This is a genomic window from Streptomyces sp. NPDC034111, assembly GCF_055575375.1.
The window spans coordinates 95,392-119,119 of the sequence record NZ_JBVIST010000016.1 but is presented as its reverse complement, the minus strand read 5'-3'; the positions used below and the strand labels follow the sequence as shown (position 1 = coordinate 119,119).

26 protein-coding genes and 1 pseudogene are annotated in these 23,728 nt (G+C 71.6%); 18 read left to right on the top strand and 9 right to left on the bottom strand.

Annotation, left to right across the window (positions count from 1 at the left end):
- The first annotated feature begins 62 nt into the window (after positions 1 to 62).
- The 7 genes from ACZ55A_RS28390 (at position 63) to ACZ55A_RS28360 (ending at position 5,365) form a co-directional block, all read left to right on the top strand.
- Positions 63 to 1,181: a SchA/CurD-like domain-containing protein gene (locus tag ACZ55A_RS28390; RefSeq protein WP_468845728.1), complete on the top strand. Its 1,119-nt coding sequence runs from the start codon at positions 63 to 65 to the stop codon at positions 1,179 to 1,181.
- 67 nt (positions 1,182 to 1,248) lie between these two features.
- A complete protein-coding gene (locus ACZ55A_RS28385; protein ID WP_468845726.1) occupies positions 1,249 to 1,683 on the top strand; it encodes a cupin domain-containing protein in 435 nt (144 codons plus the stop codon).
- The gene (locus ACZ55A_RS28380) at positions 1,680 to 2,948 is read left to right on the top strand and encodes a beta-ketoacyl-[acyl-carrier-protein] synthase family protein (RefSeq protein ID WP_468845723.1); all 1,269 of its coding nucleotides are present in this window, start codon (positions 1,680 to 1,682) and stop codon (positions 2,946 to 2,948) included. Before ACZ55A_RS28385 ends, ACZ55A_RS28380 begins: the two co-directional genes overlap by 4 nt.
- Positions 2,945 to 4,195, top strand: a complete 1,251-nt coding sequence (locus ACZ55A_RS28375) for a beta-ketoacyl synthase N-terminal-like domain-containing protein (RefSeq protein WP_468845720.1) — start codon at positions 2,945 to 2,947, stop codon at positions 4,193 to 4,195. Before ACZ55A_RS28380 ends, ACZ55A_RS28375 begins: the two co-directional genes overlap by 4 nt.
- Positions 4,196 to 4,210: 15 nt before the next feature.
- Positions 4,211 to 4,501: an acyl carrier protein gene (locus tag ACZ55A_RS28370; RefSeq protein ID WP_468845717.1), complete on the top strand. Its 291-nt coding sequence runs from the start codon at positions 4,211 to 4,213 to the stop codon at positions 4,499 to 4,501.
- A 1-nt stretch (position 4,502) separates the two neighbouring features.
- Positions 4,503 to 4,976: an SRPBCC family protein gene (locus ACZ55A_RS28365; protein ID WP_468845714.1), complete on the top strand. Its 474-nt coding sequence runs from the start codon at positions 4,503 to 4,505 to the stop codon at positions 4,974 to 4,976.
- Between the two features lie 56 nt (positions 4,977 to 5,032).
- Positions 5,033 to 5,365 carry a TcmI family type II polyketide cyclase gene (locus ACZ55A_RS28360; RefSeq protein WP_468845711.1) on the top strand — a complete coding sequence of 111 codons (333 nt, stop codon included), beginning with the start codon at positions 5,033 to 5,035 and terminating at the stop codon, positions 5,363 to 5,365.
- 130 nt (positions 5,366 to 5,495) lie between these two features.
- Here the strand turns inward: ACZ55A_RS28360 and ACZ55A_RS28355 are convergent, their stop codons facing one another.
- The 3 genes from ACZ55A_RS28355 to ACZ55A_RS28345 form a co-directional block, all read right to left on the bottom strand.
- Positions 5,496 to 6,524: a methyltransferase gene (locus ACZ55A_RS28355; RefSeq protein WP_468845709.1), complete on the bottom strand. Its 1,029-nt coding sequence runs from the start codon at positions 6,522 to 6,524 to the stop codon at positions 5,496 to 5,498.
- Positions 6,521 to 7,609: a right-handed parallel beta-helix repeat-containing protein gene (locus ACZ55A_RS28350; RefSeq protein WP_468845707.1), complete on the bottom strand. Its 1,089-nt coding sequence runs from the start codon at positions 7,607 to 7,609 to the stop codon at positions 6,521 to 6,523. Before ACZ55A_RS28350 ends, ACZ55A_RS28355 begins: the two co-directional genes overlap by 4 nt.
- Positions 7,610 to 8,064: 455 nt before the next feature.
- A complete protein-coding gene (locus ACZ55A_RS28345; RefSeq protein WP_468845704.1) occupies positions 8,065 to 8,865 on the bottom strand; it encodes a TetR/AcrR family transcriptional regulator in 801 nt (266 codons plus the stop codon).
- Positions 8,866 to 8,948: 83 nt separating this feature from the next.
- Between ACZ55A_RS28345 and ACZ55A_RS28340 the strand changes: the two genes are divergently transcribed.
- Positions 8,949 to 11,300, top strand: coding sequence for an ATP-binding cassette domain-containing protein (locus ACZ55A_RS28340; protein WP_468845918.1), 2,352 nt, complete (start codon positions 8,949 to 8,951; stop codon positions 11,298 to 11,300).
- A 74-nt stretch (positions 11,301 to 11,374) separates the two neighbouring features.
- Positions 11,375 to 12,262, top strand: coding sequence for a siderophore-interacting protein (locus ACZ55A_RS28335; protein ID WP_468845701.1), 888 nt, complete (start codon positions 11,375 to 11,377; stop codon positions 12,260 to 12,262).
- 12 nt (positions 12,263 to 12,274) lie between these two features.
- Here ACZ55A_RS28335 and ACZ55A_RS28330 read toward each other — a convergent pair whose 3' ends face one another.
- The gene (locus ACZ55A_RS28330) at positions 12,275 to 12,649 is read right to left on the bottom strand and encodes a VOC family protein (RefSeq protein WP_468845699.1); all 375 of its coding nucleotides are present in this window, start codon (positions 12,647 to 12,649) and stop codon (positions 12,275 to 12,277) included.
- Positions 12,650 to 13,002: 353 nt separating this feature from the next.
- Between ACZ55A_RS28330 and ACZ55A_RS28325 the strand changes: the two genes are divergently transcribed.
- Entirely contained in the window at positions 13,003 to 13,398 is a 396-nt protein-coding gene (locus ACZ55A_RS28325) for a DUF6126 family protein (RefSeq protein WP_468845697.1), read from the top strand.
- Between the two features lie 83 nt (positions 13,399 to 13,481).
- Here ACZ55A_RS28325 and ACZ55A_RS28320 read toward each other — a convergent pair whose 3' ends face one another.
- Positions 13,482 to 14,225 carry a CDP-alcohol phosphatidyltransferase family protein gene (locus tag ACZ55A_RS28320; protein WP_468845694.1) on the bottom strand — a complete coding sequence of 248 codons (744 nt, stop codon included), beginning with the start codon at positions 14,223 to 14,225 and terminating at the stop codon, positions 13,482 to 13,484.
- 165 nt (positions 14,226 to 14,390) lie between these two features.
- Between ACZ55A_RS28320 and ACZ55A_RS28315 the strand changes: the two genes are divergently transcribed.
- From ACZ55A_RS28315 to ACZ55A_RS28295, 5 genes are all read left to right on the top strand, one after another.
- Positions 14,391 to 15,380, top strand: coding sequence for a zinc-dependent alcohol dehydrogenase (locus tag ACZ55A_RS28315; protein WP_468845692.1), 990 nt, complete (start codon positions 14,391 to 14,393; stop codon positions 15,378 to 15,380).
- A 95-nt stretch (positions 15,381 to 15,475) separates the two neighbouring features.
- A complete protein-coding gene (locus ACZ55A_RS28310; protein ID WP_468845690.1) occupies positions 15,476 to 15,874 on the top strand; it encodes a 6-pyruvoyl trahydropterin synthase family protein in 399 nt (132 codons plus the stop codon).
- Positions 15,875 to 15,918: 44 nt separating this feature from the next.
- Entirely contained in the window at positions 15,919 to 16,992 is a 1,074-nt protein-coding gene (locus ACZ55A_RS28305) for a glycosyltransferase family 4 protein (RefSeq protein WP_468845915.1), read from the top strand.
- On the top strand, positions 16,989 to 17,846 hold the full coding sequence (locus ACZ55A_RS28300; protein WP_468845687.1) for a class I SAM-dependent methyltransferase: 858 nt from the start codon (positions 16,989 to 16,991) through the stop codon (positions 17,844 to 17,846). Before ACZ55A_RS28305 ends, ACZ55A_RS28300 begins: the two co-directional genes overlap by 4 nt.
- On the top strand, positions 17,843 to 18,853 hold the full coding sequence (locus tag ACZ55A_RS28295; RefSeq protein ID WP_468845685.1) for a lysylphosphatidylglycerol synthase transmembrane domain-containing protein: 1,011 nt from the start codon (positions 17,843 to 17,845) through the stop codon (positions 18,851 to 18,853). The genes ACZ55A_RS28300 and ACZ55A_RS28295 overlap by 4 nt, the downstream gene beginning before the upstream one ends.
- 102 nt (positions 18,854 to 18,955) lie before the next feature.
- Here the strand turns inward: ACZ55A_RS28295 and ACZ55A_RS28290 are convergent.
- Both ACZ55A_RS28290 and ACZ55A_RS28285 read right to left on the bottom strand, forming a co-directional pair.
- Positions 18,956 to 19,618 (bottom strand): annotated as a pseudogene (locus tag ACZ55A_RS28290) (RibD family protein); the annotation flags it as partial.
- 7 nt (positions 19,619 to 19,625) lie between these two features.
- Entirely contained in the window at positions 19,626 to 20,378 is a 753-nt protein-coding gene (locus ACZ55A_RS28285; RefSeq protein WP_468845682.1) for a creatininase family protein, read from the bottom strand.
- A 196-nt stretch (positions 20,379 to 20,574) separates the two neighbouring features.
- Between ACZ55A_RS28285 and ribA the strand changes: the two genes are divergently transcribed.
- Positions 20,575 to 21,183, top strand: a complete 609-nt coding sequence (gene ribA, locus ACZ55A_RS28280) for a GTP cyclohydrolase II (RefSeq protein ID WP_468845912.1) — start codon at positions 20,575 to 20,577, stop codon at positions 21,181 to 21,183.
- Positions 21,184 to 21,260: 77 nt separating this feature from the next.
- On the opposite strand, the gene ACZ55A_RS28275 is transcribed toward ribA, so the two are convergent.
- On the bottom strand, positions 21,261 to 22,010 hold the full coding sequence (locus ACZ55A_RS28275; protein WP_468845680.1) for a CbtA family protein: 750 nt from the start codon (positions 22,008 to 22,010) through the stop codon (positions 21,261 to 21,263).
- Positions 22,011 to 22,025: 15 nt separating this feature from the next.
- Positions 22,026 to 22,244: a CbtB domain-containing protein gene (locus ACZ55A_RS28270; RefSeq protein WP_468845677.1), complete on the bottom strand. Its 219-nt coding sequence runs from the start codon at positions 22,242 to 22,244 to the stop codon at positions 22,026 to 22,028.
- A gap of 310 nt (positions 22,245 to 22,554) precedes the next feature.
- On the opposite strand from ACZ55A_RS28270, the gene ACZ55A_RS28265 reads away from it, so the two are divergent.
- Positions 22,555 to 23,127: a histidine phosphatase family protein gene (locus tag ACZ55A_RS28265; protein ID WP_468845674.1), complete on the top strand. Its 573-nt coding sequence runs from the start codon at positions 22,555 to 22,557 to the stop codon at positions 23,125 to 23,127.
- Positions 23,128 to 23,264: 137 nt separating this feature from the next.
- The gene (locus ACZ55A_RS28260; protein WP_468845672.1) at positions 23,265 to 23,705 is read left to right on the top strand and encodes an SPW repeat protein; all 441 of its coding nucleotides are present in this window, start codon (positions 23,265 to 23,267) and stop codon (positions 23,703 to 23,705) included.
- The last annotated feature ends 23 nt before the right edge of the window (positions 23,706 to 23,728 follow it).

The window sequence follows — 23,728 nt, the reverse complement described above, 5'->3', positions numbered from 1 at the left end:
TCGCACCGGCAACTGACGACGCACCACAGGGGCCATGGGGCCCCGAAGGAGATGCGTAGACGATGACAACGCTGTCGGAACGAATATCCCAGTCAGCCTTCGACGGCTCCCGGCTCCGGGTCGTGCTGCTCCTGGATCTCCATGACGGAGCCCAACAGCGCTTCCTGGAAGCCTACGAGCACCTGCGCAACCAGGTCGCGTCCGTCCCCGGGCACATCACCGACCAGCTGTGCCAGTCCATCGAGAACCCCTCGCAGTGGCTCATCACCAGTGAATGGGAGAGCGCACCGCCCTTCCTCGCGTGGGTCAACAGCGAGGAACACGTCAAGATGGTCCAGCCGTTGCACAGCTGTGTCCGCGACACCCGCTCGCTGCGCTTCAGCGTCCTGCGGGAGACCTCGAACATCGCCAGCCTCACCCCGGAGCCCCCCAAGGGCCGGCTCCAGGCAAACCCCCGCGTCGGCGACGGTGTGGTCCGGCATGCCCTGACCTTCACCGTGAAGCCCGGCAGTGAGGAGAAGGTCGCCGAGATCCTGGCCGGCTACACCTCTCCCGAGGCCCGGGTCGACGACACCACCCGGCTGCGCCGCACCTCCCTGTTCATGCACGGCAACCGCGTCGTACGGGCGGTGGAGGTGCAGGGCGACCTGGTCGCCGCGCTGCGCCATGTCTCGCGTCAGCCCGAGGTCCGGGCCGTCGAGGAGGCCATCAACCCGTATCTGGAGCAGGACCGCGATCTGAGCGATCCGAACTCCGCCCGGGTGTTCTTCACCCGCGCCGCGCTGCCCGCGGTGCACCATGTCGCCGCCCACGGAAAGCAGCCCGAGGGCGTACGGCGACATGCGCTGTACTACCCCGCCAAGGAGGGCTGCGGTATGGCGCTGGCCAGGATGCTGGCCCGCCAGGACGAGCTGGCCGCCGACGACCCGGCGTGTCCGGTCGCCGGCAGCACCATCTTCCAGCGCGACGACATCGTCGTCCGGCTCATCGACCTGAGGATCCCCATCGACAGCGATCCGATGCTGTCGCTCGGCGTGCGCGGCCCCCGCAAGACGGCCGTGCTGCGGCGCCTCCTCGACACCGATGTGGCCGGCGGTCTGTCCAACGACCGCGAGATCGCGAGCTTCCTCGCGCGCTCCGACATGGCCCTGATCACCGACCGCCGGGCTCCGGACGCCTGACCGCACCGGGCCGCAGCAGGTCCCACCCCACTCAACCGCCGGCCTCACGCCCCTGGAGGAATCAGCCATGACCACGCACCGCCCACGCATCGTGGACCTCAGCGAGACCCAGCCCAACCGCCGGCGCGGAGGTGATCTGCGCGCCATGCTGACACCCAGCGCGGTGGGCGCCACGAGCGGCTTCATGGGCATGGCACTCGTGCAGCCCGGCGAGCGCATCGGCGAGCACTACCACCCGTACTCCGAGGAGTTCGTGTACGTCGTGCAGGGCGCGCTCGAGGTGGACCTCGACGGGGAGGCGTACCCGCTGCGCCCGGACCAGGGGCTGCTGATTCCCCCTTATATGCGGCACCGGTTCCGCAATGTGGGGGACGTGGAGGCCCGGATGGTCTTCCACCTCGGTCCGCTGGCCCCGCGCCCCGAGCTCGGGCACGTCGACACCGAGGGCACGGAGGAGGGCACACCGGCCGCCCCACCCGAACGCACGGAGCCGGTGTCATGACCCGCCGCGTGGCGGTCACCGGCGTCGGGATCGTCGCCCCGGGCGGCGTGGGTGTGCCTGCCTTCTGGGACCTGCTGTCCGCCGGACGTACGGCGACCCGGGGCATCACCCTCTTCAACCCGGAGGGTTTCCGCTCACGTATCGCCGCCGAGTGCGACTTCGATCCCCGGCAACACGGGCTGAGCGAGGAGCAGATCGCCCGCTCGGACCGGTACGTCCAGTTCGCGATGGTCGCCGCCGACGAGGCGCTGCGCGAGGCCGGCCTGGACACGGAGAAGGAGGACCCGTGGCGCATCGGGGTCTCCTTGGGCACCGCGGTCGGCGGCACCACGCGCCTGGAGCACGACTACGTCGCCGTCAGCAGCCACGGCCGGCGGTGGGACGTCGACCACCGGCCGGCCGGCCGCTACCTGGAGCGGGCGTTCTCCCCCAGTTCGCTCGCCTCCGCGGTGGCCGAACAGGTCGGTGCGCACGGCCCGGTGCAGACCGTCTCCACGGGCTGCACCTCCGGCCTCGACGCCATCGGGTACGCCTTCCAGTCGATCGAGGAGGGCCGGGTCGATGTGTGTATCGCCGGCGCCTCGGACTCACCGATCTCCCCGATCACGGTGGCCTGCTTCGACGCGATCAAGGCGACCTCCGCGAACAACGACGACCCCGCCCACGCCTCACGGCCGTTCGACGCGCACCGCGACGGATTCGTCATGGGGGAGGGCGGCGCCGTACTCGTCCTGGAGGAGCTGGAGCACGCCCGTGCCCGCGGTGCGACCGTGCACTGCGAGATCCGCGGCTACGCCACCTTCGGCAACGCGTACCACATGACCGGGCTCACCCAGGAGGGCCTGGAGATGGCCGAGGCGATCAACCACGCGCTGGCGCACGCCACGCTCGACGCCACCCAGGTCGACTACGTCAATGCCCACGGCTCGGGCACCCAGCAGAACGACCGGCACGAGACCGCCGCGGTCAAGCGGTCGCTGGGCAAACACGCCTACAACGTGCCGATGAGCTCCATCAAATCCATGGTGGGCCACTCGCTGGGCGCGATCGGCGCCATCGAGATCGTCGCCTGTGTGCTGGCCCTGACCCACCAGGTCGTGCCGCCGACGGCGAACTACGAGACGCCCGACCCGGAGTGCGACCTCGACTATGTGCCAAGGACGGCACGGGAGTTGCCGTTGCGCTCGGTGCTCTCGGTCGGCAGCGGCTTCGGCGGTTTCCAGTCAGCGGTGGTACTGACCCGACAGGGCGGGAGGGCAGCATGAAACGCCCCAAAGACAGACGCTCGGTCGTCACGGGCATCGGCGTGATCGCCCCCAACGGGGTGAGCACCGAGGCCTTCTGGAAGGCGACCAAGGAGGGCATCAGCGTCCTGGACCGGGTGACCCGCGAGGGGTGCGAGCATCTGCCGCTCAAGGTCGCCGGTGAGGTGCGCGGCTTCGACCCGGCGGATCTGATCGAGGAGCGTTACCTCGTCCAGACCGACCGGTTCACGCACTTCGCCATGGCGGCGGCCAACCTCGCGCTGGACGACGCCCGGCTCGGCCGCGCCGACTACGGCGATTCGCCGTTCGCGGTGGGGGTCGTCACGGCCGCCGGCTCGGGCGGCGGCGAGTTCGGCCAGCGGGAGCTGCAACGGCTCTGGGGCCAGGGCTCCCGCCATGTCGGCCCGTACCAGTCCATCGCCTGGTTCTACGCGGCCAGTACCGGACAGATCTCCATCCGCGGCGGCTTCAAGGGTCCCTGCGGAGTCGTGGCCAGCGACGAGGCGGGCGGTCTGGATGCCCTGGCGCACGCCTGCCGCACCATACGGCGCGGCACCGACGCCGTCGTCGTGGGCGCCGCCGAGGCGCCGCTGGCCCCCTACTCGGTGGTCTGCCAGCTCGGCTACGAGGATCTGAGCAGACTCGACGATCCGGCCCGCGCCTACCGCCCGTTCACCGGTGACGCCTGCGGTTTCGTGCCTGCCGAGGGCGGCGCGATGCTGGTCGCCGAGGAGGAGGCGGCGGCCGAGAGCCGCGGCGCCACCGTCCGCGCCGTGCTCGCCGGGCACGCGGCGACGTTCACCGGCGCCTCGCTGTGGGAGGAGTCCCGTGCCGGGCTCGCCCATGCAATCCGCGGTGCACTGGCGGATGCGCAGTGCGCCCCGGAGGAGATCGATGTGGTGTTCGCGGATGCGCTCGGCGTCCCCTCGGCCGACCGGGCCGAGGCGCTGGCCCTCGCGGACGCCCTGGGCCGGCACGCCGCGCGGGTCCCGGTGACCGCACCCAAGACCGGTACCGGGCGGGCGTACTGCGGTGCCCCCGTCCTGGACATCGCGGCCGCGGTGCTCGCCATGGAGAACGGCGTGGTGCCGCCCACCCCCAACGTCGTCGACGTGTGCCACGACCTTGACGTGGTGACCGGCCGGGCCCGGCCCGCCGAGTTGCGGACGGCGCTGGTGCTGAGCCGGGGACTGATGGGCTCGAACGCGGCAATGGTGCTGCGACGGGGCTCCATGTCCCCCTCGTGAGAAGGAGAATCCCGCATGACTGCTCAACTGACGCTCAATGAGCTGGCATCGCTGATGAAGTCGGCCGCCGGCCTCACCGTCGACCCGAAGGACCTGGCCAACCGCGCCGATATGCCCTTCGCCGAGTTCGGCCTCGATTCGCTCGGGCTGCTCGGCATCGTGGGCGAGCTGGAGAACCGGCACGGCCGGCCGATGCCGACCGACGCGGAGCGCTGCAAGACGCCGCGCGACTTCCTCGCCCTGGTCAACACCAACAACGCCAACGCCAACGCCGACAAGGCCACCGTGCCTACGACAGGAGCCTGATATGCCCGGCCACACCGAGAACGAGATCACCATCGCGGCGCCCCTCGACCTCGTCTGGGACATCACCAACGACATCGAGAACTGGCCGAAGCTGTTCAGCGAGTACGCCTCGGTCGAGGTGCTGTCCCGGGAGGGCGACAAGACCACCTTCCGGCTGACGATGCACCCGGACGACAACGGCACCGTCTGGAGCTGGGTCTCCGAGCGCGTCATGGACCGCAGGGCCCGTACCGTCCGCGCCCGCCGCGTGGAGACCGGACCGTTCGAGCACATGGACATCCACTGGAAGTACGCCGAGATCCCGGGCGGCACGTCGATGCACTGGACCCAGGACTTCGCCATGAAGCCCACCGCCCCGGTCGACGACAAGGGGATGACCGAGCTCATCAACCGCAACTCCCGGATCCAGCTGGAACTCATCCGGGACAAGATCGAGCAGCGCGACCGCGAGCTGCGCTCCGCCACCGTCAACTGACCGTCCGCCGCGCCGCGTTCGGACCGCCACCCGGCGGCAACGAAGGGATCTCCCCGATGCATCACGCTCTGATCGTCGCTCGTATGAAGCCCGGTTCGGCTCCGGACATCGCCGAGGTCTTCCAGGCCTCCGACCGTACGGAACTGCCGCACCTGGTCGGCGTCTCGCGGCGGACCCTCTTCCAGTTCGGTGACGTGTATCTGCACCTCATCGAATCCGACCGGCCGCCGGGACCGGAGATCGCCAAGGTCACCGAGCACCCCGAGTTCCGCGCGGTGAGTGAGAAACTGTCCGCCTTCGTCAGCGCGTACGACCCGGAGACCTGGCGGAGCCCCAAGGACGCGATGGCCCAGCAGTTCTACAGCTGGACGCGCGACGGCAACGGCTGACGAGCCCGCGGCGCCGGGGCGATCCCCCGGCTCCCGCGCCCGTCCGCCGACGGACACGGCCGCCTGGCGAGGAGAAGCCTCCTCGCCAGGCGGCCTGCCGTGCACGGGCGTCTTCATCGCCGGGCCTTCGTCAGGCGGGGACGGTGCACTCGAAGGCGTGCAGATACGGGTTGACGGCCATGATGTCGCCGACCTCCAGCCCCGCCTCCGCCATCCGGCTGACCAGGCTCGCCTTGGTGTGCTTGGCCCCACCGACGTTCAGGAGCAGCAGCAGGTCCATGGCGGTGGTGAACTTCATCGAGGGACTGTCGTCGACGAGGTTCTCGATGATCACCACACGGGCGCCGGGACGGGCGGTCTTGACGACGTTCTGGAGCGTCCTGCGGGTGCTGTCGTCGTCCCACTCCAGGATGTTCTTGATGATGTAGACATCGGCCTGGACGGGGATCTCCTCGCGGCAGTCACCGGGCACGATCCGTACCCGCGAGGCGAGTTGACCGCCCGTGCGCAGCCGGGGGTCCGGGTTCGCCACGACCGCGGGCAGGTCGAGCAGGGTGCCCTCCAGCCCCGGGTACTTCTCCAGCAGGCTGGCCAGGACGTGCCCCTGGCCACCGCCGATGTCCGCCACCGACGACGCCCCGCTCAGATCGAGCAGCCCCGCGAGGTCCTCGGCGGACTGCTTGCTGGAGGTGGTCATGGCACGGTCGAAGACCTGGGCGGACTCCCGGGCGTCCTCGTGGAGATAGTCGAAGAAGCTCTTGCCGTACAGGTCGTCGAAGACGCTGCGGCCCGAGCGCACCGCGTCGTCGAGCCGGGGCCAGGCCTCCCAGGTCCAGGGCTCGGTGCACCACAGTGAGATGTAGCGCAGGCTGTTGGGGGTGTCCTCGCGCAGCAGCCGGGACATGTCCGTGTGGACGTACTTGCCGTCGTCGGTCTGCGCGAAGATCCCGTAGCAGGACAGCGCGCGCAGCAGCCGCTCCAGTGGCCGCGGCTCGGTGTGCACCGCGGCGGCCAGCTCCTCGGCCGTGGCGGGCCGGTCATCGAGCGCATCGGCGACACCGAGTTTCGCCGCGGCCCGTACGGCTGCCGCACAGGCCGCTCCGAAGATGAGCTCCCGCAGCCGCATGGCGGGCTGGGGCGTGGGACTTACGGTGGTCATCGGTCCTCATTCTCCCGTTGAGACCGGCACAGACGGGCCGGCTCCGAGGTCCGGCACGTGTTGTGGATGAATCGGTTGCCCTTGCCGTCGGGGTCGTGGTTGATCAGGTCCGCCGGCTTGTTGTGCAGCACGATGTTGTCGACGATGACATTGCGCTCGTTGAGGGCCTTGACGAAGCTGTGGAAGAGGACGACACCGCCGGAGAGCGGGGACTTGCCCCTGTTGTCCCGGATGAGGTTGTGCCGCACCAGCACCTTCTCGGCGCCGGTCAGCACGATCCCGGAGCCCTGGATGTAGGGCAGCCGGCTGTTGCCGGGGCAGTGCCTGTTGTTCCGGGAGATGTCGTTGTTCCGTACGGTCAGGGCACCCGCCCGGGGACGGGACTCGTCGCCGACGACGAAGACGCCGCCGCAGTTCCCGGTCATCGTGTTGTGGCCGATCGTCAGATTCCTGACCCGGCGGACGGTGACCCCGATCCGGTTGTGGGTGAGGCGGTTCTGGCTGATCAGCGTGCCCCGGGTGTTGGTGGCTCCGCCTTCCTCCTTGACCGTGTTGGCGAGGAAGATGCCCGCGTCACCGTTCCTGGTGATGACGTTGTCCGCGATCACACCGCGGATGGACTTCTCCTGCGCGATGCCCCACACGCCGTTCTTCCGTACGAGCACCCGGCGGACGGACAACCGGTCGGTGCCGGAGGCCCAGATGCCGCTCTTCTTGAACCCTTCGACGGTCAGCGAGCGGATGCTGACGCCGTGCAGGCGGTGACCCTTGTGGCCGACGACGCAGATGCCGTTGCCGCCCTGTCCGCAGGCGTTCTCCGCCCGTCTGCCGGACGGTCTGATCACCGTCTTCCGGCCCGCGCCGACGAGCCGCAGTCGCGACTTGTCGATCAGTACGCTCCCGCGGTAGACACCCGGCCGCAGGACGATCGTGTCGCCCGGCCGTGCCCGGTCCACCGCACGCTGGATCGATTGGCCGGGGCGGACGATGTGCCGGCCCTCGGCGTCGCAGGGGTCTGCCGCGCCCAGTCCGCCGACCAGGATCGCGGCGACACAGCCCATGTATTTCATCTGTCGTAGCGCCATGAGGCGAAGTTATGGGCGATCACCACGGCTCGCCACACGGGGTGACCCGATGGCCACGGTGTGTGCGGCCGCCAACTTTCGACACGCCGTCAACTTCACTGCCCCGCCGCCCGCGGGGCCACCCATCATGGCCGGTCAGCGGGCCCGGAAGGGTCGTCGTCGGCGGTGCCGGCCCGATCGGCGTACGGATGACAACCGGCCGGCCCCGAATCAGCTGACCGGGTATCGGACGGCGGGCCGGACCGGCCGTCGCCGCCGGAATCCGACGGTGCATCAGCCGGCTCCTCCGGCCCCACCTCGGTCAGGAACGCCGCGAGGCTGGTCGGCAGGAACCACGGTCGGACGCGGAAGACGGTCATGGAAGATCAACGCCCGGGGCCCGCCTTACGACACCCGTCCGGGGCCCCTGCGCCCGCTTCATCACCCCAACGGCCGTGACCGGGACGGCCGCGGGCTCAGCGGGCCCGGGCGATCGCCGCCTCGATCCCGTCCAGCACGACGGCGAGCCCGACCTCGAAGGTCTCCCTCGCCTCGCGCTCCAGATACGGCACCGAATCGTCCGTGCCCGGGGCCGCGCCCTCGGTCTCCAGCCGGACCAGCAGTGGGAAGCGCTCCGCGAAATCGGGCACGACCTCGCTGAGCATGCCGGACCGGGCCAGCCACCAGTCCTCGTCGGACACCCCGGTCGCCGCCGCGGCCAGCCGCGATTCGACGACGGTCTGCGCGGCACCCCGTACGAAGTGGACCAGCGTCCCCACCACCCGGCGCAGCACCGCCGGGCTCAGCTCCGTGGCGTACAGCAGTCGCAGCAGGGCCTCCAGGGCGCGGTACTCGTTCGGGCCGAGTACCGGGCGGGCCTGGGAGACCTGGAGGACCCAGGGGTGGCGGAGGTAGAACTCCCAGGTGTCCTCGGCCCAGGAGACCGTCGCCGCCCGCCAGCCCGCCGTGAGGTCGTAGTCGTCCGGCAGCTCCGCCAGCACCTGGTCGTACATCAGGTCCACCAGCTCGCTCTTGCCGGGCACGTATGTGTACAGCGCCATGGCGGTACGCCCCAGCCGCTCGCCGACCGCGCGCATGGAAAGCGCCGCCATGCCCTCGGCGTCGGCGACCGCGATCCCGGCCTCGACGATCGCCTCGACGCTCAGCGCCGGTTTGGGGCCGGGCCACTGGCGCGCGGCTCTCCCATCGGGCCGCTCCGCGCGCCAGAGCAGCGACATCGAACGGCGGGCGTCGCCCTGTCCGGCGAATACGACCACTTGCAGTCTCCTTACGGCATAAAGTAACGTCGCCGAGCTAACTCTTTACGGCGTAAAGATATCAGGAGGGGTGGGCCGTGGACATGGGGGCCGAGCAGTGCGGCGGGGCGGGGAACGGGGAGATATCCGCAGCGGACAGTCATGACGTGATCGAGGTCCGCGGCGCCCGGGAGAACAACCTCGCCGGTATCTCCCTGGACATTCCCAAGCGCCGGCTCACGGTCTTCACCGGCGTCTCCGGCTCCGGGAAGTCCTCCCTGGTCTTCGGCACCATCGCGGCCGAATCGCAGCGGCTGATCAACGAGACCTATACCGCCTTCGTCCAGTCCTTCATGCCGAGCCGGAGCCGTCCCGAGGTCGACGCGCTGCGCAATCTCAGCGCGGCGATCGTCGTCGACCAGGAGCGGATGGGCGCCAACTCACGTTCCACGGTCGGCACCGCGACCGATGCCCACACCATGCTGCGGATCATCTTCAGCCGCCTGGGCACCCCGTACGCCGGTACCTCCAGCGCCTTCAGCTTCAACAGCGCCGAGGGCATGTGCCAGGAGTGCGAAGGGCTGGGCCGGGTCTCGACGATCGATGTCGACGCGCTCGTGGACACCCGCCTCTCCCTCAACGAGGGCGCGATCACCGCCCCCGGCTTCACCGTCGGCTCGTGGTACTGGCAGACCCTCGCGCACTCCGGATTCTTCGACCCCGACACCCAACTGAAGGACTACACCCCCGCCCAGTGGGAGGATTTCCTCCACAAGCCCGCCACCAAAATCAAGCGGGGCACCTCCACCCTCACCTACGAGGGGCTGCTCGTACGGGTACGGCGGAGCTTTCTCGCCAAGGACCGGGAATCCCTCCAGCCGCATATCCGCGCCTTCGTCGACCGGGCGGTGACCTTCACCGCCTGCGGGGCGTGCGGCGGCGCCCGCCTCAACCCCGCCGCGCTCGGCTCCCGTATCGCCGGCCGCAATATCGCCGCCTGCTCCGCGATGCAGATCAGCGAGCTGGCCGGCTTCGTCCGCACCCTCGACGATCCTGGGGGCACCGCCCGCGCGTACGGTGGCGTCAGCCACGCGCGGGGGACCGTGGCCCCGCTGGTCGCCACGCTCTGCCACACCCTCGATTCGCTGGTCGAGATCGGCCTGGGCTATCTCAGCCTGGACCGGGAATCCGCCACGCTCTCCGGCGGCGAGGCCCAGCGGGTGAAGATGGTCCGGCACCTCGGCTCCAGCCTCACCGACGTCACCTATGTCTTCGACGAGCCGACCACCGGACTGCACCCGCACGACATCCAGCGGATGAACACGCTGCTGCGCCGGCTGCGCGACAAGGGCAACACCGTCCTGGTCGTCGAGCACAAGCCCGAGACCATCGCGATCGCCGACCATGTCGTCGACCTCGGCCCGGGAGCCGGACCGGACGGCGGACGGCTCTGTTACACCGGCGACGTGCCGGGCCTGCGCGCCTCCGGCACCCTGACCGGACGCCATCTCGACCACCGCGCCCGGCTGCGCGAGACGGTCCGCACGCCCGTCGGACAGCTCTCGATCAGCGGGGCGAACACCCACAACCTCAAGGACGTCAGCGTCGACCTCCCGCTCGGGGTGCTCACCGTGGTCACCGGAGTGGCAGGCTCCGGCAAGAGCAGTCTGATCCATGGCTCCCTGGCGCGTCGGGACGGCGTGATCGTCGCCGACCAGTCCGCCATCCGCGGCTCCCGGCGCTCCAACCCGGCCACCTACACCGGGCTGCTCGGCCCGGTCCGTACCGCCTTCGCCAAGGCCAACGGCGTCAAGGCCGCCCTGTTCAGCGCCAACTCCGAAGGAGCCTGCCCCACCTGCAAGGGCATCGGGCTGGTCTACACCGACCTCGCGATGATGGCCGGTGTCGCCTCGGTCTGCGAGGAGTGCGAAGGCAAGCGCTTCACCCCCAAGGTGCTCACCTACACCCTGCGCGGCAAGAACATCAGCGAGGTCCTCGCGATGTCGGTGGCCGAGGCCCGGGAGTTCTTCCCGACCGGGCAGGCCCGCACTGTCCTCGACCGGCTCGCGGAGGTGGGACTGGGCTACCTCGGACTGGGGCAGCCGCTCACCACCCTCTCCGGCGGCGAACGCCAGCGCCTCAAACTCGCCCTCCACATGGCGGAGAAGGGTGCCGTCTACCTCCTCGACGAGCCCACCACCGGACTCCACCTCGCCGATGTCGACCAGCTCCTCGGCCTGCTCGACCGCCTGGTCGACGACGGCAACACGGTCATCGTCATCGAGCATCACCAGGCCGTGATGGCCCATGCCGACTGGCTGATCGACCTCGGCCCCGGCGCCGGCCAGGACGGCGGACAGGTGGTCTTCACCGGCACCCCCGCCGAACTCGTCGCCACCGGCGACACTCTGACGGCCCGTCACCTACGGCGCTACCTCCAGCCGCCCCCGGCGTAAGCCCGGTAAGCGGCAGACCCGCTGCTCCGCAACGCCGGCCCCCCTTCCCCCACTTCCCCTTCAAGGAGGACCCGATGACGGATGTGCCCGTCGCGCTGATCCACGTCACCGACGTACGGCGGATCACCCCGCACATGGTCCGGATCGACTTCGCGGGGGACGGCCTCGACGCCTTCCCCACCTGGCCCGACCAGCAGCTCAAGCTGCTGTTCCCCAAGTCGGGACAGTCCGCACCGCGGCTGCCCGACGAGCCCGCCGACGGCGATGCGATGCGCTGGTACCAGGCGTTCCTCGCCCTCCCCGAGGACGAACGGCCGTGGATGCGCAGCTATACGGTGCGCTCCTACGACCCCGTACGGCAGCGGCTCACCATCGACTTCGTGCTGCACGACGGCGCAGCGACGCCCGGTCCGGACAGCGGTCCGGCGACCCGGTGGGCGGCCTCCGCCGCCGTCGGCGACACCCTCGCCCGTTACGGCCCGGCCGCGGTCTACGCCCGGCCGCTGCCACTGGACACCGCCGACTGGCTGCTGCTGGCCGGCGACGAGACGGCGCTGCCGGCCATCGGCTCGCTGGTCGAGGCGCTGCCGCCCGGAGCCCGCGCGCTCGCCTGCGTCGAAGTGGCCGATGCGGCGGAGGAACAGCCCTTCACCACCCGGGCCGATCTCACCGTGCACTGGGTGCACCGCGACGGCGTCCCGCCCGGCCGCGGCGACGCCCTGCCGGCGGCCGTCCGCGCCCTGTCCTTCCCGGCCGGCCGGGTCTTCGCCTGGCTGGCCGGCGAGGCCGGCACGGTGCGTACGCTGCGCCGCCATCTGGTCGAGGAACGCGGCATCGACAAGCGGCAGATCGACTTCACCGGCTACTGGCGGCGCCGCCTCACCCAGGACGACGCCCCCACCGAGGAGGACCTGGCCGAAGCACAGGAACGCATCGAAGCCGCCCGCGCCCCGCAGGACTGAGGCGGCGTCGGCTCAGCCCGCCCGCTCCGCCGCGCTGCGCTCCACACAGAACTCATTGCCCTCGATGTCGGCCAGCACCGCCCACCCCGTCCCGTCGGGCCGGCGGTGGTCGGCCACCAGGCTCGCGCCGAGCGCCAGCAGCCGCTCGACCTCCTCGTCCCGGCTGCGGTCCTGCGGCTGGAGGTCCAGATGCACCCGGTTCTTCACGGACTTGGCATCGGGCACGGAGAGAAACAGCAGCGCTGCGCCCGCGGACGTCACGGTGGCCTCCGGATCCCCCGGCAGGTCGTCCTCGGCCAGCGACCCGTCCAGGACCTCTGCCCAGAAGCGCGCCAGGCGGTAGGCGTCGGAGCAGTCGATGGTGACATGGCGTACCAGTGAAGTCATGCGCGTCACTATGGGAGGACGAAAGCGGGACTGTCCACCGGAAGGTGGCCGTGCGAGGACGGTTCCCGCCACCCGCCCGGCGCCGGCACCGGCCACCGGTTCGCCCACGGCCATTCAGCTCGCCCGCCCCCGTCGTCTACAGTTGCAGAATTCCGCAATTCAACAGACGACGCGAGGGCTGTACGGCCTGGACGCGGAGGATATGCGTGGGCGGTTTCGCCGAGTCGGCAGGGGAATCGGGAGCGCGCGGCGCGGACGGCGCAGGGGCGCAGCAGCGGGACGTGAACGATGACCGCAGTCCGCTCTGCCGGGCCGCGGCCGGGTCGTCGACGGCCGGAACCGGGTGAGCGCGGATGTCCGGCGTTCCCCGGCGTAAGGGACCGCCGCCCTGGCGGGCGGTCCGCTCACGCACCTGCATACCCACGCCCTCCGGGCCGGGCGCCACCCGCCCCTGCCGGGGCCGCCCGCCGGGACGCGGGCCGCTGCGCACGACCCGCGGACACCGCCGCGGCTGCCCCGATCACGCCGCCCGCCCGCGCACCTCGCCGCGCTGCGGAGTCCGCCGCTCCCGTACGACCGCGGTCCGTCCGGGCACCCAACTGGCGCGGCTGACCGGCGCGGTGCTGCTCGTCCACCCGGCGCCCCGCCGCAGCCCCTGGCGCCAGCTGCTGCTGTACTTCGTCGTCACGAATCTGGTGCTGGTCTTCCTCGCGCTGGTCGTCTACCTGGGCCGGCACGCGGGGACCTAGGTCCCCCCGGCCTCAGATGTCGAGGTTCGCGGGTCTGCCCAGCCGACGGAACAGGCGCCGCCGAGACACTGCTCGCCGGCACTTCAGTTCTCCGAGGGCAGGCGGTCCCTGTTCAACGCGGCGGGGGAGCTGGGTACGACCGCGCCGCAGCCCGTCGGCGCCCCGCCGGACCGCTCCCTGACCCGCCACAGCCAGGCGATGTCCCGCCCGAACGACCACACGAGCAGCGCCAGCGCCACGGCCACCGCGGCCGCAGCCGGCGCCCGTGGCACGATCCCGGCACCGGCCACCACCAGCACGATGCCTTGCAGCGCCGCCACCGTCTTACGGGCCATGCTGTGCGGCAGCGCACCGCGCAGCCACGGCAGCACCCATGACGCCGCGACGAAGGCGTACCGCATCAGGCCGATGGCCAGCACCCAGGCGCCCAGCGGCATCGCGAGGTAGACGCAGAGCACGAGGATGAGGAAGGCGTCGACCTCCATGTCGAAGCGCGCCCCCAGCGGAGTCGCCGTACCCGTGCGCCGGGCCACCTGCCCGTCGACCGCGTCCAGGGTCAGCGCGACGGTGGCCAGCGCGATCAGCACCGTGACCGGCGGCCGCCGCTCGAAGGAGTCCGCCACCAGTGCGGTCACCCCGCCGACCAGGATCGTCCGGGCCAGCGTGACGCGGTTGGCCGGGCCGAACGCCCCGGTCCAGGACCGGTGCAGCGCGTAGGTGAGCACCACCCAGGTGACCACCGCGAACGCGAATCCCGTCAGCCACCCCGTGGTGCCCAGACCGGCGGCCCGGCACAGCACCTCCAGTACGAGCAGCTGAACGCCCATGCCCGCCGTGGTGTCCGGCGTGAACGGACTTATGACGTAATGCCCTTGTACGGCCACCTGACCTCCCTGGACTGTGGCGGAGTCGAGGGGCGCCGCGTATGGTGACGGCGTCCTCATGATCCCCAGCATCAACGAACCCTCGCCGTAGCGTCCAGGAGGATCCCGATGCCGCGCGCCGCTTGTGCCTTTTGGCTAAGCGCTCCAGGTCGGGGCGGAATCCGTACTATGACGCTGCCCGACCCCGGTCCCGACGAGGTACTGGTGCGCACGGTCTGCTCGGGGGTGAGCCGCGGCACCGAGACGCTGGTCTTCCGCGGCGGTGTGCCGGAGAGCCAGCACCGCTTGATGCGGGCGCCGTTCCAGGACGGCGACTTCCCCGCACCGGTCAAGTACGGCTACCTCAGCGTCGGTGTCGTCGAAGAAGGGCCGCCCGCACTGCGCGGCCGCACGGTCTTCTGCCTCTATCCGCACCAGACGCACTATGTCGTCCCGGCGAGCGCGGTGACCCCCGTGCCGGACTCGGTACCCGCAGGGCGCGCGGTGCTCGCGGGCACGGTGGAGACCGCGGTGAACGCCCTGTGGGACGCCGCTCCGCTGGTCGGAGACCGGATCGCGGTGGTCGGCGCGGGCATGGTCGGGTGCAGCGTCGCCGCCCTGCTCGCCCGCTACCCCGCGGTCCGGGTGCAGTTGGTCGACGCCGACCCGGCCCGCGCGGCCACCGCCGAGGCACTGGGCGTCGACTTCGCCCTGCCCGAGGAGGCGTTGGGCGACTGCGACCTCGTCGTGCACGCCAGTGCCACCGAGGAGGGGCTGGCGCGCTCGCTCGGACTGCTCGCCCCGGAGGGCACCGTCATCGAGCTGAGCTGGTACGGCGACCGGCGGATCAGCCTGCCGCTGGGGGAGGCCTTCCACTCCCGCCGGCTGACCGTCCGCAGCAGCCAGGTGGGCGCTCTCTCGCCGGCCGCGCGGGCCGGCCGCACCTTCGCCGACCGGCTCACGCTCGCCCTCGAACTCCTCGCCGACCCCGCCTTCGACGCGCTGATCACCGGCGAATCCGCCTTCGAGGACCTGCCGTCGGTGCTGCCCCGGCTCGCCTCCGGAGAGCTGCCGGCGCTGTGCCACCGCATCCGGTACGGGCCCCCGGACGGCTCGTAGACCGCGCGGGCGGCCGCCCGGAGCGGCCCTCGACCCCATCACCCACACCGTCACCGACCTCGTCGGTGAGACCGACATCACACCGGAGGGCACCCGTGTTCAGCATCACCGTCCGCGATCACCTGATGGTCGCGCACAGCTTCCGCGGCGCCGTTTTCGGACCCGCGCAGCGTCTGCACGGCGCGACCTTCATTGTGGACGCCACCTTCCGCCGCGCGGAGCTCGACGCCGACAACATCGTCGTCGACATCGGTCTGGCCACCCAGGAACTCGGCGTAGTCGTCGGCGAGTTGAACTACCGCAACCTCGATGACGAGCCCGCCTTCGCCGGGATCAACACCTCGACCGAGGCCCTGGCCAAGGTCATCGCCGACCGGCTCGCCGACCGCGTACACGCCGGCAATCTCGGCGAGGGCGCCCGCGAACTGTCCGGCATATCGGTCACGTTGCATGAATCGCATATCGCCTGGGCGACCTACGAGCGCGCTCTGTGACACCGTCCGGCACCGGCCAGGCGGCCCCACGGCTGGTGCACTTCATGCTGCCCGGTGGTGTGCACGACCGGACGGCGCCCAGCGGGGGCAACAGCTACGACCTGCGGGTGTGCCGCGACCTTCCGGCGGCGGGGTGGCGGGTGCGCCCGTACGCCCTGCCCGGGAGCTGGCCGCGGCCGGAACCCGCCGACGGCGCCGGGCTGGCACAACGGCTGGCGGCGCTGCCCGACGGCGCGGTGGTCCTGCTCGACGGACTGGTCGGCTGCGGGGTGCCCGACATCGTCGTCCCCGAGACCGAACGGCTGCGGCTCGCCGTGCTGGTGCATCTGCCGCTGGCCGACGAGACCGGGCTCGACCCCGGGGTGGCGGCGGAGCTGGATGCCCGTGAACGCCGCACCCTGCATGCCGTGCAGGCCGTGGTGACCACCAGCGAGTGGGCCGCCGCCCGGATCGCCGCCCACCACGGGCTGGCCGCCGGGCGCATCCACGTGGCGAGACCGGGGGCCGACCCCGCGCCGCTCGCGCCCGGTACCGACGGCGCCGGCGGGCTGCTCTGCGTGGCCGCACTCACCCCGCGCAAGGGACAGCACCGGCTGACCGAGGCCCTGGCGACCGTCACCGACCTGCCCTGGACCTGCACTTTCGTCGGCGGGCCCGGCCGCGACCCCGGCTATGTGGACCAACTCCGGCGCCGCGTCGCGGAGTCCGGGCTCGGCGACCGTACCGTCTTCGCCGGACCGCTGGCCGGCGCGGAGCTGGCCGCCCGCTATGCGGCCGCCGACCTGCTGGTGCTGCCCTCGTACGCCGAGACGTACGGCATGGTCGTCACCGAGGCGCTGGCACGCGGAATCCCGGTACTGGCGACCGCTGTCGACGGGGTACCGGAAGCCCTCGGGCAGGCCCCCGACGGCACCCTGCCGGGCCTTCTCGTACCGTCCGGGCCACCGGACGCGCTGGCCGGTGCGCTGCGCAACTGGCTCGGCGATCCGCAACTACGCGACCGGCTCAGGACATCGGCGCGCGGCCGGCGTGCCATGCTGGAGGAGTGGGAGATGACGTCGCACAGTCTGGCCGGAGCGCTGGAACGGCTTCGCAACGAACCCCGGAGCGCCCGGTGAACGCAGTGGGCAGCCCCCGATTCGCCCCGCGCTGGCTGGAGTTGCGCGAGCGCGCCGATGCCGCGGCCCGCGCACCCGAGCTGCTGCGCCCGCTGCGCGCGTGGCTGTCAGCACCGCCGGGACCGGCCGGTCGCCCGCCCGGCCTGGTGATCCGCGACCTGGGCTGTGGCACCGGCTCGATGGCACGCTGGCTCGCCGTCCGGCTGCCCGGCCCCCAGCGCTGGATCCTCCATGACCACGACCCCGACCTGCTCGCACACGCCGTAGGACGGATGCCGACGACGGCCGCCGACGGCGCGCCCGTCACCGCCACGACCGAGTGCGGTGATCTGGCCGGCCTCACCGCCGACGACCTCGCCGGCACCTCGCTGGTCACCGCCTCGGCGCTGCTCGATCTGCTCACCGTCGAGGAGGTGGAGGCGCTGGCCGAGACCTGTACCCGGGCCGGCGTCCCGGCGCTGTTGGCGCTCTCCGTCGCCGGGCGGGTCGAGCTGACCCCGGCCGATCCGCTCGACGACGAACTGGTCACCGCCTTCAACGAGCATCAGCGGCGCACCGACCGGGGCCGGGCCCTGCTCGGCCCGGACGCGATCGAGGCGGCCGTCGCGGCGTTCGCACGGCGGGGCGCGACGGTCCAGGTGAAGCCCAGCCCCTGGCGGCTGGGTTGTGCGGAGTCCGCGCTGATCGCCGAATGGCTGGACGGCTGGGTCGGCGCCGCGCAGGCCCAGCGCCCCCGGCTCGCGGCGGAGGCCGCCGGGTATCTGCGCCGACGGCTGGCGGAGTGCGCGGCGGGGGAGTTGGCCGTCGCGGTGCACCACACCGATCTGCTGGCGCTGCCCGGGGACGGGCGGTGAACCGGCCCAACCGGTCGGCCTGGCTGCGGACGCTCGCGGGCGCGGCCATCCTGGTGGCGCTGTTCTGGCATCTGGGATCCGCCGCCTTCCTGGACGGGCTGCGCCGTATCGACGCCGGCACGCTGCTGGCGGCGCTCGGGATCGGACTGCTGACCACGGTGTGCAGCGCCTGGCGGTGGTCCTTGGTGGCCCGCGGGCTGGGCCTGCGGCTCCCGCTGTGGCCGGCCGTGGCGGACTACTACCGGTCGCTGTTCCTCAACGCGGCACTGCCCGGCGGCGTCCTGGGTGACGTACACCGCGCGGTACGGCACGGCCGCTCCGCCGGCGACCTCGGCCGGGGTGTCCGCGCGGTGATACTGGAGCGCACCGCGGGCCAGCTGGTCCTGCTCGTCGCCGGGGCGGCGGTGCTGCTCGTCCGGCCGTCACCGGTCCTGGCCCCCGTCGCGCACGTCCTCACCTCGCCGGGCGTCGCCCTGTCCGCGGCCGCGGCGGCGGTGCTGCTGCTCGCGGCCGCGGGGTGGCTGCGGCGGCACCGGGGCGCCTCGCGCGCCGAACGCGCCCTGCGCACGATGCTGGCCGAGGTCCGGCAGGGTCTGCTCGGCCGCGGTGTCTGGCCCGGCGTCGCGCTCTCGTCAGCGGTGGTCCTGGCCGGCTACCTCGCGATGTTCGTCCTGGCGGCCCGGGTTGCCGGCGCCACCGCACCCCTCGCCGAGCTGGTGCCGCTCGTGGTGCTGGCCCTGCTCGCCATGGCCCTGCCGCTGAACATCGGCGGCTGGGGTCCCCGCGAGGGCGTCGCCGCCTGGGCCTTCGGCGCCGCCGGTCTGGGCGCCGCCCAGGGCCTCACCGCCGCCGTGGTCTACGGCGTGCTCGCCTTCGCCGCGAGCCTCCCGGGCGCCGCGGTGCTGCTCGTCCGCCGCGCCGCCGGGCAGCCCGCCGCCACCCGCCCGCAGATCCAGCTCGAAGAGCGTGTCCTCGCCGAGCAGGGCGCGCCGCACCGGCGGGCGTAGCGCCTCGCGCATCACCGGCGTACCGGGGAACCGCAGACCGGGCACGCCGTCGCCGAGCAGCACCGGAGCAACGGTGAGGTAGAGCCGGTCCAGCGCCCCCTCCCGCAGGAACCGCGACACCGTGACCCCGCCGCCCTCGATCAGCACCCGCCCCAGCCCGCGCCGCGCCAGCGCCGCCAGCAACCGGGCGGGGGCGAACGCGGCCACGTCCGGCAGCACCAGCACCTCCACCCCGGTGCCCACGGCGGACCGGTCCACGGCGTCCGCGTCCGGCCCCACCACCCACAGCGTGGGCGCCGCCCCATCGGTGAACACCCCACTGCCCAGCGGAACCCGGCCCCGCGGGTCGAGCACCACCCGCACCGGGTTGTCGCCCGGACAGGCGCGTACCGTCAGCCGGGGGTCGTCCGCCGTCGCGGTTCCGGCCCCGACGACCACCGCATCGGCGAGCGCCCGCAGCCGGTGCAGATGACAGCGGTCCGCCGGCCCGGTGACAAAGTCGGCGTCGCCGGTACGGGTCGCGATGAAGCCGTCCAGGCTCTGCCCGAGCTGTGCGAACGCGGTCCGCGGACCGGCCAGGCAGAGCGGCAGATAGCGCGCGGCGAGCTCTTGCGCCCCGGGCGAGGCCGGTGCCTCCCAGCGCGGTCCGCAGTCGTCACCGGTCACCAGCTCGGCGGCCACGGCCTCGTCGGCCGTACGGATCCGCCGCAGCCGCTCCCAGGCCGCCGCGGTGTCCAGCACCCCGGCCTCCGGTACTCCCCTCATCGGCACCTCACCCCCCGGCCTGCGCTGCCCCGAACAGGGCGGTGTATTCCCCGAATGCCTCGACCAGTCCGGCCAGCAATTCCCGGCCCTTGGCCGCGGAGGCGAGCGACGGCTGTCCGATGACCCCGGAGGCGGTATAGGCCGACATTCCCAGCGTCAGCAGATGCTTCCGGTCATCGGCGGTGCAATCCGCTGATTCATAGCCTTCCTTGACCAATTCGGGGTGTGCCGCCAGCAGAATGGAGGTCTCCACCTCTCCGGCGTGCATATCGCTGTGGGTGGGCGTCTCCACCCCGGCGCGGGTGCGCGCCGCCTCCCAGTCGGCCGATCCGGGGAAGAGCGCCATCCGCACCCCGCTCCCTGCGGATTCCTGAACCACATTGCGCAGTACGTAATTTCCGCCGTGGCCGTTGACCAGAATCAGCGTGCCGATGCCGGACCGGCGCAGCGAATCGGCGATGTCCGTGACGACCGCATACAGGGTCCGCGCCGAAATGCTCACCGTCCCCGGCCATGCCGCGTGCTCCTGCGAACAGGACACGGTCAGCGGGGGCAGCAGCTGTACGAGGTGGGCGGCGGCCAACTCGCGGGCGATGGTGCAGGCGATGACCGTATCGGTGGTCAGCGGCAGGTGAGCGCCGTGCTGTTCGAAGCTGCCGATCGGCAGTACCGCCATCACCGGGCGCCGCGCCCGTATGTCCTCGGTGGTGTCCGCCGGCAACAGCCCGGCGCGCGCAGTCGGTTGTTCCGCAGCGGTCATGGTGGGTGCTGCCGCCTTTCGTCGCCGGCTCGCCGGTCATGGGGCTCGCAGCATACTTGTTGCCTTTATGAGTGATCTCGGCCGATCGTTTCTCCGCGCGGGTACCATCGCGCCCATGACCGACCCCGACATTGATGCCGGCCCCGGCCGCGACCTGGCTGTCGCATTCGATGATGCCGCCGGGCAGAAACCGGGCGTGGAACGAGTGGTGGAGGCCCGGCTGCCCACCACGTACGGCGAATTCCGCGCGGTCGGCTATCTCGACCTGCGCAGCGGTATCGAGCAAGTGGCCCTGGTGCACGGTGAGGTGGCGGGGGAGCGGACGCTGACCCGGGTGCATTCGGAATGCCTGACCGGAGACGCCTTCGGCTCCATGCACTGCGAATGCGGCGACCAATTGTCCGCCGCGCTGCGCGCGATCGTGGCGGCCGGACGCGGCATTCTGGTCTATCTCCAGGGCCACGAGGGCCGGGGCATAGGGCTGTTGGCCAAGCTCCGGGCGATGAAACTCCAGGAGGACGGGCTGGACACCGTCGAGGCGAATATCGCGCTCGGACTGCCCGTCGACGCCCGGGAATACCGCGTCGCGGCGGAGATGCTCCAGGATCTCGGCGTCCGCTCCGTACGGCTGCTGTCGAACAACCCGCGCAAGCGCGCGGCGCTGCTGCGGCACGGTGTCGCGGTCGACGAACAGGTCCCGCTGCTGATGGAGCCCCGGGCGGAGAACATCCGCTATCTGCGCGCCAAACGGGAGCGGCTCGACCACGATCTGCCGCATCTGGACGGCATCCCCGGCCAGACCTGACCGCATGAACAGGGCCCGCGAGCATTCCACTCGCGGGCCCTGTGCGGTGCGCGCTGCCCGGCGGCAGGCGCCAGGTGTCAGGAGGCGGCGGGTGCCGCCTCGGCCGCTACGGCCTGCTGCCGCGCCGGAACGACGCGCTCCGCGAGGTGACCGAAGACCAGCCCGAAGGCGGTCCACAGCACCAGCTGGATGGCGATCGCCGACAGCCGGAACTGCCACAGCAGCGTGCCGGAGAACCCTTCGGGCACCTCGTCGACGGCCGGCAGGAACGCGTAGGCGAGCCCGACGGCGACCACGAAGGCGGCGCCCGCCGCCACCGTCGCGTACCAGTTGCCCAGCTTCGGCGCCAGCCGCCGCCCGAAGAGCGTGGCGGCGACGGCCAGCAGGATGCTGAGCACCATCATCAGGAAGTACAGCGCGGTGCGTTTGCCGATGGTGTCGGGGTCACCGACGGACGGCGGATTGGCCGGGTACTTCAGGAAGGGTACGAGGCAGACGGTCAGCAGCGCCGCGGCGGACATGAGCGCGGCCGTGGCGCGGGCTCCGAACCGGCCGATCCGCCCCAGGGCGAAGCAGAAGGCCAGTGCGGCGATCCCGCCCAGGGCCACGCCGTAGACCAGGACACCGGTCGCCAGCCCGGCCGTGGACTGCACGCCGCGGCTGACGACCTCCATCTCGTGTTCGTGGCTGTGTGCTTCCTCGAACGCGATGGCGGCGTCCACGCTCGGCTCGCCCAGCAGATAGGCGGCGACGAGGGCGAGGACACCGGCGGCCAGACCGGCGAACATCCCGCGCACCAGAAGGGTCCTGACGGTGACGGAGTTCATGGCTGCGACGTCCGGTCAGTGGCAGGGGAAGCCGAGCAGGTGGCGCCCGTCGTGGACCCACTCGTGGACGTCGGTGCCGGAGAGCAGCGAGGTGGCGCCCTGCTCGGCGCCGATGAAGTACAGCAGAACCAGCATCAGGACGCCGACGAACAGCGCCCAGGGCGCGATCGCCTTGAGGGGGAGCGGGGCGGGGGTGGTGGCGCCGACTGCCGGGGGTGCGATGGGCTGAGCCATGGCATGACCTCCTGTTAGAGGGAACTCGCGTCCCTGTGCGGTGGAGTGCGTAACGACATGCCGGGTCTGGCTCATCCGGCCCTGGCCCTGCTGGGCTGGTAAAAACCGGACATACAGTGGCGCGACCGCGCCGGGCTCCCACCGGCTTCCGTCATGTCGTCGTCAATATCATCGGGAAGGTACCGCGATCCGGCCATGTGGCCAAGACTGCATGGGGGGCGGAGAGGCGCAGGACACGGCGCGCGCGTAAAGCAACTCCTTTGTGCGGACCCTCAGTTGTCGGCATCGGTGAAGAGTGGAAGAAGAGGGCATGACAACTCGGGTGATGTTGATCTCACCGGCCGCCGGCGACGCGCAGCGCGAGGTGCGCTTCGATGACGACGGGCCGCTGAGCGAGGCGGGGCTGCGTCGTGCCCGGGCCGCCGCCGGTGCGCTGCCGGCCGCAGAGCGGGTCTTCGCCTCACCCTCCGTCCGGTGCCGGCGCACCGCCGAGGAGCTCGGGGTGCCGGCCCTGCCCGTGCCGGAGCTGGCGGGCTGTGCGATGGGCGGCTGGCGAGGCCGGACCCTGGCCGAGGTCGCCGACGCCGACCCGCTCGCGGTCTCCGCCTGGCTCGGGGACCCGGACTTCGCCGGCCACGGCGGCGAGTCCCTGCGGCAGCTGTGTGACCGGATCGCGCACTGGCTGACGCGGATGGCTCTGGATGCGGGCCGGGTACTGGCCGTCGTCGAACCGGATGTCGTACGGGCCGCGGCGGTGTGTGCGCTGCGGGTTCCCGCGGACGCGTTCTGGCGGCTGGATGTTGCGCCGCTGACCGTCACCGAGCTGAGCGGACGGGGCGGGCGCTGGAATCTGGGGCTGGGGCGGGCGCTGGACCGCAGGTGAGCGGGGGGATGACCGGAACCCTTCACAATTCACCGGTCGCCTCATCTACACATAAAGGCGACATAAGCGCATCATAAAGGTGCGCGGCCCGATGCCACGCGAAACGGCCAGCCTTGCGGACGAAGGAGGCGAGTCGCATGGCCGACGTCTCACACCACAGGGGAGATCTCGCAGGTCACCCCGATGCAACTGAGATGCAGGCTCGGTATGAGCGGGTGCTCGGCGGACGTGACGTGGTACTCGTCGACGGACCGGTGTTCCTGGTCGGCCTGTACTGCGCCGCTTCTCCGTGGATCGTCCACTACGCGGCCGCACAGCCCGCACTCCTGACCCACAACCTGATCCTCGGTGTCGCGATCGCCCTGCTGGCGGTCGGGTTCACCGTGACCCCGGACAGGATGTACGGCCTGAGCGGCGCGATGTGCGCGATCGGCGTGTGGATGATCATTGCGCCCTGGATCGTCGGCTCCGGCCCGGACGCCGGTGTCATCTTGAACAACATCATCATCGGTGCCCTGACGTTCCTGCTGGGCGCCACGTGTGTCGCTGTGGCATCGAAGAGCCGCCGCGTCACCTGACGCGCGCTCCCCAGAACGGGGGT